The organism is Lysinibacillus sp. GW247-5R2A (genome assembly GCF_059424475.1).
Genome location: NZ_JBWKZL010000001.1, coordinates 507,888 through 522,350 on the forward strand (window position 1 = coordinate 507,888; position 14,463 = coordinate 522,350).

At 39.1% G+C, this 14,463-nt stretch carries 11 protein-coding genes; all 11 read right to left on the reverse strand.

Annotated features, from left to right (window positions below; translation table 11 throughout):
* Position 1: 1 nt before the first annotated feature.
* The 11 genes from truB to rseP all read right to left on the reverse strand — a co-directional run bounded on the left by truB (position 2) and on the right by rseP (position 14,453).
* On the reverse strand, positions 2-913 hold the full coding sequence (gene truB, locus AC07YC_RS02505; RefSeq protein WP_494918295.1) for a tRNA pseudouridine(55) synthase TruB: 912 nt from the start codon (positions 911-913) through the stop codon (positions 2-4).
* A gap of 122 nt (positions 914-1,035) precedes the next feature.
* A complete protein-coding gene (gene rbfA, locus AC07YC_RS02510) occupies positions 1,036-1,377 on the reverse strand; it encodes a 30S ribosome-binding factor RbfA (RefSeq protein WP_336634325.1) in 342 nt (113 codons plus the stop codon).
* 77 nt (positions 1,378-1,454) lie between these two features.
* On the reverse strand, positions 1,455-1,733 hold the full coding sequence (locus AC07YC_RS02515; protein WP_008178987.1) for a DUF503 domain-containing protein: 279 nt from the start codon (positions 1,731-1,733) through the stop codon (positions 1,455-1,457).
* Complete coding sequence (gene infB, locus AC07YC_RS02520; protein WP_008178989.1) at positions 1,733-4,015, reverse strand: translation initiation factor IF-2; 2,283 nt, start codon at positions 4,013-4,015, stop codon at positions 1,733-1,735. The genes AC07YC_RS02515 and infB overlap by 1 nt, the downstream gene beginning before the upstream one ends.
* A 14-nt stretch (positions 4,016-4,029) precedes the next feature.
* Positions 4,030-4,338: a YlxQ family RNA-binding protein gene (locus AC07YC_RS02525; protein WP_008178997.1), complete on the reverse strand. Its 309-nt coding sequence runs from the start codon at positions 4,336-4,338 to the stop codon at positions 4,030-4,032.
* Positions 4,335-4,613: an RNase P modulator RnpM gene (gene rnpM / locus AC07YC_RS02530; RefSeq protein ID WP_025113966.1), complete on the reverse strand. Its 279-nt coding sequence runs from the start codon at positions 4,611-4,613 to the stop codon at positions 4,335-4,337. The genes AC07YC_RS02525 and rnpM overlap by 4 nt, the downstream gene beginning before the upstream one ends.
* A gap of 136 nt (positions 4,614-4,749) precedes the next feature.
* Positions 4,750-5,889 carry a transcription termination factor NusA gene (gene nusA, locus AC07YC_RS02535; RefSeq protein WP_336634326.1) on the reverse strand — a complete coding sequence of 380 codons (1,140 nt, stop codon included), beginning with the start codon at positions 5,887-5,889 and terminating at the stop codon, positions 4,750-4,752.
* A 29-nt stretch (positions 5,890-5,918) separates the two neighbouring features.
* Positions 5,919-6,389 (reverse strand): ribosome maturation factor RimP, encoded by a 471-nt coding sequence (gene rimP, locus AC07YC_RS02540; RefSeq protein WP_025113965.1) that lies wholly within the window; start codon positions 6,387-6,389, stop codon positions 5,919-5,921.
* Positions 6,390-6,730: 341 nt separating this feature from the next.
* Positions 6,731-11,062 (reverse strand): PolC-type DNA polymerase III, encoded by a 4,332-nt coding sequence (locus tag AC07YC_RS02545; protein ID WP_336634327.1) that lies wholly within the window; start codon positions 11,060-11,062, stop codon positions 6,731-6,733.
* Positions 11,063-11,335: 273 nt separating this feature from the next.
* Positions 11,336-13,042, reverse strand: coding sequence for a proline--tRNA ligase (locus AC07YC_RS02550; RefSeq protein ID WP_494918296.1), 1,707 nt, complete (start codon positions 13,040-13,042; stop codon positions 11,336-11,338).
* Positions 13,043-13,190: 148 nt separating this feature from the next.
* On the reverse strand, positions 13,191-14,453 hold the full coding sequence (gene rseP / locus AC07YC_RS02555) for an RIP metalloprotease RseP (RefSeq protein ID WP_336634329.1): 1,263 nt from the start codon (positions 14,451-14,453) through the stop codon (positions 13,191-13,193).
* Between the last annotated feature and the right edge of the window lie 10 nt (positions 14,454-14,463).

Consider the following 14,463-nt stretch of genomic DNA (forward strand, 5'->3'; position numbering starts at 1 on the left):
CCTACTCTATCGTCGGAAACATCTTGTGTGGTTTCATCAAACCTGCCTTTGTAGGGTGAGCTTGATAAACCGCAACTGCCTTTCCATTGATTCCAAAGACAATTTTATCATGTATCTCTAACAATGTATCTGCTGGAAGCACCTGTCCATTGAAAATTTCTTTTTCAATGGCAGAGGTAATCTCAATATATGGATAGTCTGTTAATGCATACTCAACAGGTAAAATACAAGTAGTCACCTGCTCTGCATCCATAAGCTCCGCCACCTGTGCTAGCGTAAAACAGTTATCGCGTGTAAAGGTACCTGAAGCAGTACGTACGAGCTCTTTCATATGTGCTGGATAACCAAGAGCCTCCCCAATTTGGACAGCTAATGTACGGATATAAGTCCCTTTACTACAATCGATACGAACTGGGAATGTTATCTCCTGCCCCTCGTAGGATTCACGGTCATCGAGAAGCTCTAAAGCATAAATGGTAACTTGACGAGTAGGTCTTTCAACTGTTTCACCTTTTCGAGCATATTCATAGAGACGTTTACCATTTACCTTGACCGCTGAAAACATTGGTGGAGTTTGCTCAATAACACCTGTTAATGAAGCTAAAACCTCTTGCAACTGCTCACGAGAAACCTTCTTAACTGAAGGATCCTCTGCAACCGTTTCGCCCTCTGCATCCTCCGTTGTCGTTGTGCGACCAATGGAAATAATAGCTTCATAGGTTTTTCCTGCATCTGTTAAATATTCTGCAATTCGAGTGGCTTGGCCAATACAAATTGGTAGTACACCTTCCACACCCGGATCTAAAGTCCCTGTATGCCCAACCTTTTTTGTGCGTAAAATTTTACGCAGCTTAAAGACACAATCATGGCTTGTCATGCCTCTTTCTTTCCAAAGCGGTAAAATACCGTTCATATACATCCTCCCAAATTGCCTTATAAATAAAATTTATCTTGCATTATTACCAGATCAAAAAACTTCTTTATGAAGATAAAAAGCCTGCCTGCATGAACATGCAAGTGGCAGACTTTTTCAGCTTATTCTTTGTGTAAACCTCTTAGCAATGTATCAATACGGTTTCCGTACTCAATCGATGAATCGAATTCAAAGATTAATTCTGGTGTGCGTCGTAAACGGATACGTGAACCAATTTCTGATCGAATGAAACCGGAAGCTTTTACTAAAGCTTTAATCGTTTCCTCGCGTTCACGTTCATTGCCTAAAGATGTAATATAAATAGTCGCTTGCTGTAAATCACCCGTTACCTCAACACCTGTAACAGTAACAAAACCAACACGCGGATCTTTAATTTTACGGCCAATAATATCGCCAAGCTCTTTTTTCATTTGCTCAGCAACACGGTTTGAACGTAGAGACATAATTTGTCACCTCTATTTCGATGTACAGGTAGTTGATCTTTTCATGCTACTTAGCTATCTCAACTACCTCCTATTGCTTATAAATAGTCTCGCCACACATTAAGCTGTTCCCATGACGGATTTGACTCTAAATAGTGGAGCGCGTGATTAATTTCTCGTTCAGCTGCTTCCTTCGATGAAGAAACAGCTACAAGTGCTAATTTTGTGCGCTGCCATACGTTTTGATGGTCAATTTCCGCAATAGAAACATTAAACTTCTGTTTAGTGCGGGTAATCATACGCTGTAAGACAGCACGTTTTTCTTTTAACGAATGGGCAGTTTGAATGATAAATTCAACCTCTGCGTATACAATCATTATACTCGTTTAACTTCTTCCATAATGTAGGCTTCAATAATGTCGCCTTCTCTAATATCGTTGAAGTTTGTAATCGTAATACCACATTCGTATCCTCTTGCTACTTCTTTTACTTCGTCTTTGAAACGCTTAAGCGTATCTAATTCACCTTCAAAAATAACTACGTTATCACGAATTACACGAACGCCTGAATCGCGTGTTACTTTTCCTTCAATGATATACGAACCAGCAATTGTACCAACTTTTGATACTTTAATTGTTTGGCGAACTTCTGCTTGACCAATAATTTTTTCTTCAAACTCAGGATCAAGCATACCTTTCATTGCTTGCTCAATCTCTTCAATTACTTTGTAAATGATACGGTGTAAACGAATATCTACGCCTTCTTCTTCGGCAGCACGTTTTGCATTGACATCTGGACGTACATTGAAACCAATAACAATCGCATTGGAAGCGGCAGCAAGAGAAATATCAGATTCCGTAATGGCACCTGCACCCGTGTGAATAATTTTCACATTTACGCCTTCTACATCAATTTTCATTAATGAAGCAGCCATTGCTTCTACAGTACCTTGTACGTCTGCCTTAACGATTAAGTTCAGCTCTTTCATTTCGCCTTGGCTCATTTGCTCAAATAAGTTATCAAGCGTTACACGTTGTTTTTCAGAACGTTGTGCTTGGATAGCTGACATTGCACGAGTTTCCCCAACTTGACGAGCTGTTTTTTCATCTTCAAAGACAACAAAACGGTCCCCTGCTTGAGGTACATCATTTAAACCTGTAATTTCTACTGGTGTTGATGGTCCAGCTTCTTTCACACGACGGCCTTTATCATTCACCATTGCACGAACTCGACCAAATGTATGACCGACAACGATTGGGTCACCCACTTTTAATGTACCATCTTGTACTAACAGCGTAGCAACTGAACCGCGTCCTTTGTCTAGCTGCGCTTCAATTACTGTTCCAAGAGCTAAACGGTCAGGATTTGCTTTTAGTTCTCCTACTTCTGCTACAAGTAAAATCATTTCTAGTAATGTGTCAATGCCTTCACCTTTTAATGCAGAAATTGGTACGAAAATTGTTTCGCCACCCCATGCTTCAGGAACTAAGCCATGTTCAGTTAATTCTTGCATCACACGATCTGGATTTGCAGACGGTTTATCCATTTTATTCACAGCTACAATAATTGGTACTTCTGCAGCTTTAGCGTGATTGATTGCTTCTACTGTTTGTGGCATTACACCATCATCAGCAGCTACAACTAAAATAGTTAAATCCGTTATTTTTGCACCACGTGCACGCATTGTTGTGAAAGCAGCGTGTCCTGGTGTATCAAGGAAAGTGATTTTCTTGTCACCTTCTGTTACTTGGTAGGCACCGATATGCTGCGTAATGCCTCCAGCTTCACCTGCAGTCACTTTAGTATTACGAATTGAATCTAATAATGTTGTTTTACCGTGGTCAACGTGACCCATGATTGTCACAACTGGCGGACGTTCTGATAATTCAGCTTCATTTACTTCTTCTGTTTGCTCGAAGTGTGTTTCTAAGTCCGTAATATCTACACGAATCTCTTCTTCCACTTCTACACCATAGTCTGCGCAAATTAATTCAATTGCATCCTTATCTAATTCTTGGTTAATTGTTGCCATTACCCCAAGCATGAATAATTTTTTGATAATTTCAGATGGCTCACGGTGTAATTTTTTTGCTAATTCTGCTACTGATAATGATTCAACAAAAGTAATTTTTTCTGGAAGTTCCTTTTGTTTAAGCGGTATTGATGGTTGATGCGTTTTTGGATGGCGACGTTTGCCTCCATGAATCCCTGGTTTTGGACGTTGGTTGTAACCACCGCCACCTCTACGATTATTATTATTATTGTTATTATTATTATTTTGTGTCATATTTCTGTTTTGATTACCTTTTGCATTCTTAGATTTTTCGTTAGACGAATTTGAGTGTTGCTGTGTGTGTTGCTGATTATTTGCTTTAGGCTTAGAAGTAGCAGATTGCTGCCTTTGACCTTCTTGCTTTTTCACCGAATGGTTTTGTTGACCGTTCGATTGAGGTTTTTGTGATATGTTTTGAGTTGCTTGTTTTCCTACATTTTTCTCAGGTGTTGCTTTAAATGTTTGGTTTAACTTTGACACGATGTCTTTCTCTAACATAGACATATGATTAGTTACACTCACATTTAATTTACTAAGTGCTTCAATAACCTCTTTACTCGTTTTATTCACTTGTTTCGCATATTCATGAACTCTGATTTTGGTCATCTGCTCACCCCCGATTATTTTTCGTTGAGTAGACTAGACAATTTACTTGCAAAACCTTTATCGGTAATCGCTAAAGCCACTCGGGCCTCCTTACCTGTAGCATGTCCTAGATCGTAACGATCTCCAATTACATGATACTCAACGTTGTAGTACGTGCACTTATCTTGAATCTTCTTACTTGAGTTTTTAGAAGCATCGTTTGCAAGCAGTACTAACTTAGCATTGCCATTACGGACTTCCTTTACTACTAACTCTTCTCCTGAAATCACTTTACGGGCTCTTGCCGCAATTCCAAGCAAATTAAATATTGCTTGATTAATCATAAAATTGACTCCCTACGAATTAGCAAAATAAGCTCCTCGTAAATTTCTTCAGGAATTTTCACATCAAGTTGGTGCCCCAATACATTTTTCTTACGAGCGATATCAATTGCCTTCTCTGATTTAGAGACATAGGCACCACGCCCAGGTTTTTTCCCGGAGATATCTACACTTACTTCGCCCTCTTTTGAACGAACAACACGTATCATTTCTTTCTTTGCCAGCATTTCTCCAGTTGCTACGCATTTACGAAGAGGTATTTTTTTGTTAACAGCCATAAGAATCACCATTCCTCTCTGAAGCTTGTCGTAAGAGGTGGACAAGTCGTGCTCTACTTGACGCTCTGACAGTATTCAGTCGGCGTAGGGGGCCCACTGAATACTGTCAGGTAACTCGTCACACGGGCTTTCTTACTTATTCTTCGTCGTCTTGATATAAATCTACTGCCACTTCATCAAGATCACTTTCTTCATCTTCAGCAGGTACGAAAGTGCTTGTAGCAGATGGATAGATACCTAATTCACGAGCATCTGTCTCACTCTTAATATCAATTTTCCAGCCAGTAAGTTTCGCAGCTAAACGGGCATTTTGGCCACGTTTACCAATAGCTAGCGATAATTGATAGTCTGGTACAACAACTGTTGTAGATTTTTCTTCTTCGTTTACTTGAACATCTAAAACTTTCGATGGGCTAAGTGCATTGGCAACGAATACAACAGGATCTTCCGACCATTCTACGATATCGATTTTTTCGCCGTTTAATTCGTTAACAATTGTTTGTACACGAGCACCTTTAGCTCCAACACAAGAACCTACTGGATCTACTTCTTCGTTATGTGCATAGACAGAAATTTTTGAGCGATCTCCTGCTTCACGAGCAATCGATTTAATCTCTACAATTCCTTCGTAAATTTCAGGTACTTCCATCTCAAATAATCGGCGTAATAAACCAGGATGTGTTCGAGATACAATCACTTGTGGACCGCGTGTTGTACGTTCTACTTTTGTAATATATACTTTGATGCGATCATGCGGACGATAAGTTTCGCCTTGGATTTGCTCATTAACTGGCAATGCCGCTTCTACTTTACCTAAACCTACATAAATATTTCGCGCATCTAAACGTTCCACAACACCTGTTACGATATCATCTTCACGATCGACATATTGCTCGTAGATTAAACCACGTTCCGCTTCACGTACGCGTTGTGTTACGACCTGTTTAGCTGTTTGAGCAGCAATACGGCCGAAGTTACGTGGCGTTACTTCTTGTTCCACGATATCTTCTAATTGATAAGCTGGGTTAATAACCTTTGCGTCCTCTAAAGAAATTTGTAGACGATCGTCTTCTACTTCTTCCACAACATCTTTACGTGAAAACACGCGAATAGAGCCCTTATCTAAATTTAAGTCCACTCGAACATTTTGTGCTTGGTTGAAGTTGCGTTTGTAAGCTGTGACTAATGCCGCCTCAATTGCTTCAATTAACACATCTCTTGAAATTCCCTTTTGTTCTTCTAGCGCATTCAGCGCATCTAACAAATCACTACTCATTTTGTTTTCACTCCTAAATATGCATTATGCTAAAAATCGATGGCTAATCGTGCCAATGCGATTTTTTCTTGTTCTATTGTTACTGTAATTTTACGCGTTTTAATGCGCACTTCCATCACTAATGTATGTTCATCGTAGGATGTTAAGTAGCCTTGGAATTCCTTCATGTCGTTAATGGGCTTATAGGTTTTTACATAAATAAACTTACCAATTGCCTTTTCAAAATCAGCATCCTTTTTTAAGGGACGCTCCGCTCCAGGTGATGAAACTTCTAAATAATAGTTTTGTGTAATTGGATCTTTTTCATCCAATAACAAACTTAGTCGTTCGCTGACTTGAGCACATTGGTCAATGTCGATGCTACCTTCTGGTGTATCAACATAGACGCGTAAAAACCAGTTACGCCCTTCTTTTACGAACTCAATATCCACTAACTCCAGATTTAACTCATCTACTATTGGTTTAGCGAGCTCTTCAATTAAAGATGGTACTTTGCTCATTATTTCCTCCTGTATCTATTCTAGCGTGTCAACCATTCATTACAGTATTCGTAGTGGAATGAACCATAATAAAACAGAAATTCCACCAGTTGCTTTGGTGAAATTTTACGGTCTTACCTGCTGTTAGTCAAAATTTGTTTGCTACGGTATAACAACAGAAAAGAGCGGGTAAGCCCCACTCTTTTGCTGGAAAAATATCAACAAATTATTACCATTAGAATAGCATAGTTCTTGGTATAATGCAAATTTCCTTCATTCAAGATAACCATATTGTGACAGGATTTTGAAATAGCAATGGTTTTACAGATTAGACTTTGAAAGAATCAACAGCTCATTCAATCTTAAAAGAGTGATAACTGATTGGCATCAGGCATACCTTCTAAACAGCCAAGCTGATCCATGTATTCGATTAGTGTCTTCGAAACACGGCCTCGTTGCTGTAAATCCTCCTTCGATAAAAACTCCCCATCTTCTCGAGCAGCCACTATCGTTTTGGCCACGTTCGTACCAAGTCCTGGGATCGCATCAAAAGGAGGAATTAGTGTATTGCCTTCAATGACAAATTCACTTGCCTGCGAACGGTATAAGTCAACTTTCTGGAAGCTCATGCCTCGTTCACACATTTCCAGTGCTAGCTCCATTACTGTTAATAAGTTCTTCTCTTTTGTAGAAGCATCTAGACCCTTTAAATTGATTTCGTCAATACGTGCACGAATCATTTGTGAACCTTGAACCATAGAAATTAAATCAAAGTCATCCGCACGTACTGTGAAATATGCTGCATAGTACAGGATTGGGAAATGGACCTTAAACCAAGCGATACGAACCGCCATTAATACGTATGCGGCAGCATGGGCTTTTGGGAACATGTATTTTATCTTTTTACAGGACTCGATATACCAGCCTGGTACTTTATTGGCGAGCATCTCTGCTTCAAATTCCTCTGATAAGCCTTTCCCTTTACGTACAGACTCCATGATTTTAAATGCTAACGATGGCTCTAGACCTTGGTAAATTAAATACACCATAATATCGTCACGACAACCAATTACTTCTTTCAGGACACATGTCCCGTTATGAATTAATTCTTGTGCGTTACCTAGCCATACGTCTGTTCCATGAGATAATCCGGAAATTTGCACAAGCTCTGAGAATGTAGAAGGCTTTGTATCCTCTAACATTTGCCGTACGAAGCGAGTACCGAATTCAGGAATACCCAATGTTCCCGTCTTACAGCCAATTTGTTTTTCAGTGACACCTAACGTTTCAGGTGAACTAAAAATTTGCATGACGACAGGATCATCAGTAGGAATCGTTTTCGGATCTATTCCTGATAAATCCTGTAGCATTCTAATAACCGTCGGATCATCGTGTCCAAGTATATCTAGTTTTAAAATATTATCATGAATCGAGTGGAAGTCGAAATGGGTTGTGCGCCATTCTGCATCCTGAGCATCTGCTGGGAACTGTACTGGCGAGAAATCATAAATATCCATATAATCAGGTACTACGATAATTCCCCCTGGGTGTTGCCCACTAGTTCGCTTGACCCCTGTACATCCTTGCACTAAACGATCCACCTCAGCTCCACGGAAATGTAAGTTGTGATCATTCGCATAGCCTTTGACATAACCATATGCTGTTTTCTCAGCCACCGTACCGATTGTTCCTGCACGGTACACATAATCCTCACCAAACAATACCTTGGTATAGTTATGGGCTTTCGGCTGGTATTCACCAGAAAAGTTTAAATCGATATCGGGTACCTTATCCCCTTTAAAACCAAGGAAGGTTTCGAATGGGATATCTTGTCCATCTTTTTTATAAGGTGTTCCACATTCTGAGCAGTCTTTATTTGGTAAGTCAAAGCCTGAGCTAACCGAACCATCATCAAAAAACTCGGAATGCTTACAATTTGGACAGATATAATGCGGAGGCAATGGGTTAACCTCCGTAATTTCCATAAAGGTTGCCACTAATGAAGAGCCTACGGAACCACGAGAACCTACTAAATAACCGTCAGCTAATGATTTCTTCACCAGCTTCGCAGAAATTAAATAAATTACACCAAAACCATGTCCTAATATAGATTTTAGTTCTTTTTCAATGCGCGCTTTTACAATTTCGGGTAGCTCCTCACCGTAAATATGATGAGCCATTTCATACGTTAAGTTGGTTACTTCATCATCAGAGCCTTCAATTTTGGGTGTATATAAATCATCCTTAATCGGTTTAACATCTCCAATGCTATCAGCTACTTTTTGTGCATTCGTCACAACAACTTCTTTAGCCAGATCTGGTCCTAAGAAATCAAATTCTTTTAGCATTTCATCCGTTGTTCTAAAATGCACCTCAGGTAGCTTGGATCGATTTAAGATGTTTGCACCACCTTGAGAGCCAACAAGTATTTGTCTAAACATAGCATCAGTTGGGTCTAAATAATGAACATTTCCCGTTGCCACAACTGGTTTATCGAGCTTCTTCCCTAACTTAACGAGCTTTCGAATGATATCCTCTAATGTCCATTCATCACGTACGACATTACGCTCAATTAATGGAGCATAGACCGCTTTCGGTTGTACCTCAATATAATCATAGAATTTAGCTACCTGTTCGGCTTCCTCAGGTGATTTATTCATCATCGTTTCAAATAATTCACCATTACTACAACCAGAACCGACTAGTAAACCTTCTCGATATTGCTCTAAAACAGCTCTTGTCACACGAGGAACTCGATAGAATGTTTTTGTATGGGCATGTGAAACAATTTTAAACAAATTCTTTAAGCCCGCATTATCAACAGCTAAAATAGTACAATGCATAGGTCGACCTTTTTTATAAGCGTCCCCACCACCAATATGCTTATTAAAATCATCATGGTATTTAATGACTAATTCATCGGCATCTTTTAATAATTGTAATAGTAAATAGCCTGTCGCCTCTGTATCGTATATCGCTCGGTGATGTTGTGTTAATTCAATATTGAATTTTTTACAAAGTGTATTTAAACGGTGATTTTTCATTGTTGGGTACAGCAATCTAGCTAGCTCTAATGTATCGATGACTGGATGTGTTGTTCCTTCAAGACCAAATTTTTTATAGCCTGTATACAAGAAACCAATATCAAATGACGCATTATGAGCGACAACAATCCCATCACCAATAAATGCATGAAACTCTTTTATCACTTGCTCTACTTCCGGTGCATGACGAACCATATCATCCGTAATACCTGTTAATTCAATAGTCGTTGCTGAAAGAGGATGATGTGGGTTTGCAAAGCTTTCATATTTATCAATAACTTGGCCATCTTTAATTTTTACTGCTGCCAGCTCAATAATTGTATCGTAAGCAGTTGATAACCCGGTCGTTTCCACGTCAAAGACAACATAAGTGGCTTCTTCTAATAAGCGGTGCTCTGGCGCATAAGCTATAGGGACACCATCATCCACTAAATTAGCCTCCAAGCCATAAATTACTTTAATACCATGCTTTTTCCCTGCTGCATAGGCTTCAGGGAAGGATTGTACAACAGCATGATCTGTAATAGCTATTGCTGGATGACCCCATTTTGCTGCCTGTGCAACTAGTCGATCAACGGGCGTCACAGCGTCCATTTGGCTCATTGGTGTATGCAAATGTAGCTCTACTCGCTTTTCACCCTCTGGTGCTAGATCCTGACGTGTTTCTTTTTTTATTTCATTAATATCATTAGCCATGACGATTAAATCACGAATAAATGTATCTGTTTGGACGGAGCCTCGAACTTTAACCCACATTCCCTTTTTTAGGTGCTGCATCAATTCAGCATCGTCATTATCACGTGAGAACATTTTGACGATGATAGAGTCCGTATAGTCAGTAATTTTAATTTGTAATAAAGAACGTCCACTTTTCAGTACTTTAATTTCTGCATCAAAGACAAAGCCCTCAACAATCACACGGCGCTCCTCTTCAACAATGCGTTTAATTTCCATAATTTCATCGTCTTTAATAAGCATACCAAGCTGGAATGGACGATCACCAAGGTTCGCAAGAGCTGGATTGTCCTTCTTCTCTTGCTCTCGTTTTTGGAAATCCTGCATCGCTTGCTGAGAAAGAGCTGCTTCTTCCATACGCTTTTGTTCCATAAACGCTTCCTGAGCAGCAATCATTTCTTCCGTTTGTTCTTGAAGCACAAAATCTATCGCCATTTTTGGAAAACCGAATTGACAATAGCTTTCTGCTAGCTTGTCAGCATACTTCGTTTTTAACATCATAAATTCCATTTCCTGCATACAGGCTAATGTGATTTTCTGACCATTCCACATCGGCACTTGAGAGATAAGGCAATTTTTCAATGTTGGTGCCATCTCATCAATTTGCTCAACAACATTTAGCCAATAAGCTTGGACAAGTTCCTCTGTCACAGTTTTCTCTTGTGTCTCAATGGTTGTATAAACCTGTGCGATTGCTGAAAATTTATCTGTTAAATGGGTACGGAAAAGCTGGTATAGCGGAAATGGTAGTATATCACGTAATTGAATAGTAAAATGCCATAGTCTATCCTTTTTATGGACCGTTAGCCGTGATAACTCACCTTCTTCAAAAAATGACATGTACACATCATCTGTTAACTCTAGTTGCTGCAAAAGCATCCGAAATCTCGTTCTTGCCTCTTGTTGCTGTTCCAATCTATCGACACCTACTTTCAGAAGGAGGCATTCCGTATAAGCCTCATTTTCTAATTCATCTTCAACATAGGACAAGAATGCCAGAAAAAAATTCGCTCCCTCACTGCGGGCGCTCTTCAAGCTTAACAGAGAGTCTAGACTATCTGTTTTTCTTTGCTTGGCTCACTGTCCCGCAGAATTGTCGCGAATTTATTTATTCCTATTTTATCAAAATTACATGAAAGCCTCTATTAGAAGCATTCACTTCCATTTAAAACCAATCATAAGAGATTATTAATTTTTACGGAAAAATTCATTTAAGCGGTCAATCACTTCTTCTTTTTTCCATTCAAATGTTTCCCCAGTTTGTCGGAACTTCACTTCTACAATACCTTCTGTTGCTTTTTTACCAACCGTTACGCGGACAGGTAAACCAATTAAATCAGCGTCCGCAAATTTAACGCCAGCACGCTCAGCACGGTCATCTAGTAGTACATCATAGCGATATGATTTTAATAAGCCGTAAAGCTCATCTGCTAAAGCTACTTGCGCTTCATCTTTCGTATTTACAGGAACAACATGGATATCATACGGAGCTAATTGCGTTGGCCATGTAAAGCCATTTTCATCTTGGAAATGCTCAGCTACCGCAGCTAGAATACGAGAAACACCAATACCATAGCAACCCATAATAAATGGTTGAGATTTTCCTTGCTCATCTAGGAAAGTACCATTCATTTTAGCAGAATAAGTAGTACCTAGTTTGAAAATATGACCAACCTCAATGCCTTCCGCGAATTTAATCGTACCTTGTCCATCTGGAGAAGGATCACCCTCTTGAATAAAACGAATATCTAAGTAGTCATTCACAGCAAAATCACGCTCAGGATTAACATTTACTAGATGGAATCCATCTTCATTCGCACCTGCAATACCATTACGAATAGATTTAATCGCATGATCAGCTACTACTTTTACGTCTACGGGTAACTTCACTGGCCCAATAGAGCCAACACCACAACCTAATAGCTCACGAATCGCTGCTTCACTTGCAAGCTCTACAGAACCCGCTTCAAGAGCATTTTTCAATTTAATATCATTGATTTCATGATCTCCACGCGCAAGAACAACTACAAGCTCTCCATCTACATCAAAGACAAGAGACTTTATAACATTAGCAGACTTTACTTGTAGGAATGCTGAAACTTCCTCAATTGTTTTTTGATCTGGTGTTGCTACTTTTTCAACTTCTTTTAAAGCTTCATCACTTGTCTGGTAATCTGCAATGACTTCAGCCATTTCAATATTTGCTGCATAGTCAGATGTATCTGAATAGGCAATTGTATCTTCTCCAATTTCAGAAAGAACCATGAACTCATGTGTACCTTTTCCGCCGATAGAACCTGCATCAGCGATAACAGCGCGATAGTTTAAGCCAAGACGTGAGAAAATATTAGAATAGGCTCTGTACATATCATCATATGTTTCATCTAAGCTTTCACGAGATGCATGGAAGGAATACGCATCTTTCATAATAAATTCTCTTCCTCGTAGTAAACCAAAGCGAGGACGTTTTTCATCACGGAATTTCGTTTGAATTTGATAAAGTGTTAACGGTAATTTTTTATAAGATTTAATTTCATCACGTACTAAAGTTGTAATTACTTCTTCATGTGTTGGCCCCAATGCAAAATCACGGTCATGACGGTCTTTTAAGCGCATTAATTCTGGACCGTATTTTTCCCAGCGACCTGACTCTTGCCAAAGCTCAGCAGATTGTAGAGATGGCATTAATAGCTCAATCGAATTGATGGCCTCCATCTCTTCTCGAATAATTGCTTCAATTTTTGATAACACACGTTTTGCAAACGGTAAATACGAGTATACCCCACTTGTATTTTGACGAATAAACCCTGCACGTAGTAATTGCTTATGTGACTTTACCTCAGCATCAGCAGGTACTTCACGTAATGTTGGGATAAATGTTTTACTTTGCTTCATTCAGTGTTCCACCTTTTTTAATAGATAAGTTTATACTCTCAATAGCATAAACAAATTTAGCTTTGAGCGCAATGTTTCGTAGAAATTGCGCCCAAAGCTATAAATAAAATTCCTTTTAATTGTAAAGCTAGAATTTGCTAGTCATTGATTAAAAGAAAAATCTCTGTATATCATTCCATGTGACAACTACCATTAAAATCATTAGGAGAACAATGCCTACAAAATGAACAATTCCTTCTTTTTGACGGTCAATTGGTTTCCCACGTAAAGCTTCAAAACCAAAGAATAATAAGCGACCACCATCTAAAGCAGGTAATGGAAGTAAGTTCATAATTCCTAGATTTATACTTAACATTGCAGCCCAATTCATTAGGTTCATAATACCGTATTGAGCTACTTGCTCGGTTGCTTTATAAATACCTACAGGACCCGATAAAGCGTCTATTGTAAACTTACCAGTAATCAGCATACCTAGAAGCTCAAATATTTTGACAGTCATATTATAGGTTTCTTGTGCCCCATAGACAACAGCCTTTAGTGGATTAAATTCTCTCGGGCTATCGTAAAGCACACCAATTTGACCATACTTTTCTCCATCCTGTTGGACTTCCTTCACTGTCATATTTAAGTTGATAGATTGTCCATCTCGATCTACGGTCACCATAATCTCTTCGTTTGGATGATCCTGAATAATTGCAGCTAAATCCTGCCACTTTTCAACAGCTTGTCCATCAATGGCTGTAACTCTATCTCCTGCAAGCATCCCAGCCTCCGCAGCCGGATTATTTTCTACTACTTCAGAGATTACTGGCTCATATGTTGGAACTCCGTGAATTAATCCAATAGCTAAATAAATCACGAAAGCTAGAATAAAGTTAAAAAATGGTCCTGCAAAAATAGTCATCGCTCGTTGGCCAACCGTTTTAGAATTAAATTGACGATCATGAGGTGCAATGACAAGCTCTCGTCCATTTTCCACAAGGACACAATCCCTCGCTACCTGATAACGAACTAATCGTTCTTCTTCATCATAGCCCTCTACAAACAAATCTTTTTCTAAATCAGCACGTTCAACTTCTAAAAATAATAAATCTGGTAATTGCTTATTATTTTGATTGAAAATGATTTTTTTAACAACATTATCTTCATTGACAACAAGCCCTATTCGATAGCCTGGCTGTAATTCAGTGCCATCCATATCTTCGCCAGCCATTCGTACATATCCCCCGATAGGCAATAAACGAACAGTATACATTGTTTCTCCATGTGTTCTCCCATAAATTTTGGGTCCCATTCCAATGGCAAACTCACGTACTAGAATACCTGCTCGTTTGGCGAATAAGAAGTGTCCAAGTTCATGGAAGAAGACGAGCAAACCAAATATTAAAATAAATGCAATGGCTGTTTGCATAATACCCCAC

Excerpts from the sequence above, each read along its gene's own strand:
- truB (WP_494918295.1), bottom strand. The coding sequence starts at position 913 with ATGAACGGTATTTTACCGCTTTGGAAAGAAAGAGGCATGACAAGCCAT.
- rbfA (WP_336634325.1), bottom strand. The coding sequence starts at position 1,377 with ATGTCTCTACGTTCAAACCGTGTTGCTGAGCAAATGAAAAAAGAGCTT.
- AC07YC_RS02515 (WP_008178987.1), bottom strand. The coding sequence starts at position 1,733 with ATGATTGTATACGCAGAGGTTGAATTTATCATTCAAACTGCCCATTCG.
- infB (WP_008178989.1), bottom strand. The coding sequence starts at position 4,015 with ATGACCAAAATCAGAGTTCATGAATATGCGAAACAAGTGAATAAAACG.
- AC07YC_RS02525 (WP_008178997.1), bottom strand. The coding sequence starts at position 4,338 with ATGATTAATCAAGCAATATTTAATTTGCTTGGAATTGCGGCAAGAGCC.
- rnpM (WP_025113966.1), bottom strand. The coding sequence starts at position 4,613 with ATGGCTGTTAACAAAAAAATACCTCTTCGTAAATGCGTAGCAACTGGA.
- nusA (WP_336634326.1), bottom strand. The coding sequence starts at position 5,889 with ATGAGTAGTGATTTGTTAGATGCGCTGAATGCGCTAGAAGAACAAAAG.
- rimP (WP_025113965.1), bottom strand. The coding sequence starts at position 6,389 with ATGAGCAAAGTACCATCTTTAATTGAAGAGCTCGCTAAACCAATAGTA.
- AC07YC_RS02550 (WP_494918296.1), bottom strand. The coding sequence starts at position 13,042 with ATGAAGCAAAGTAAAACATTTATCCCAACATTACGTGAAGTACCTGCT.
- rseP (WP_336634329.1), bottom strand. The coding sequence starts at position 14,453 with ATGCAAACAGCCATTGCATTTATTTTAATATTTGGTTTGCTCGTCTTC.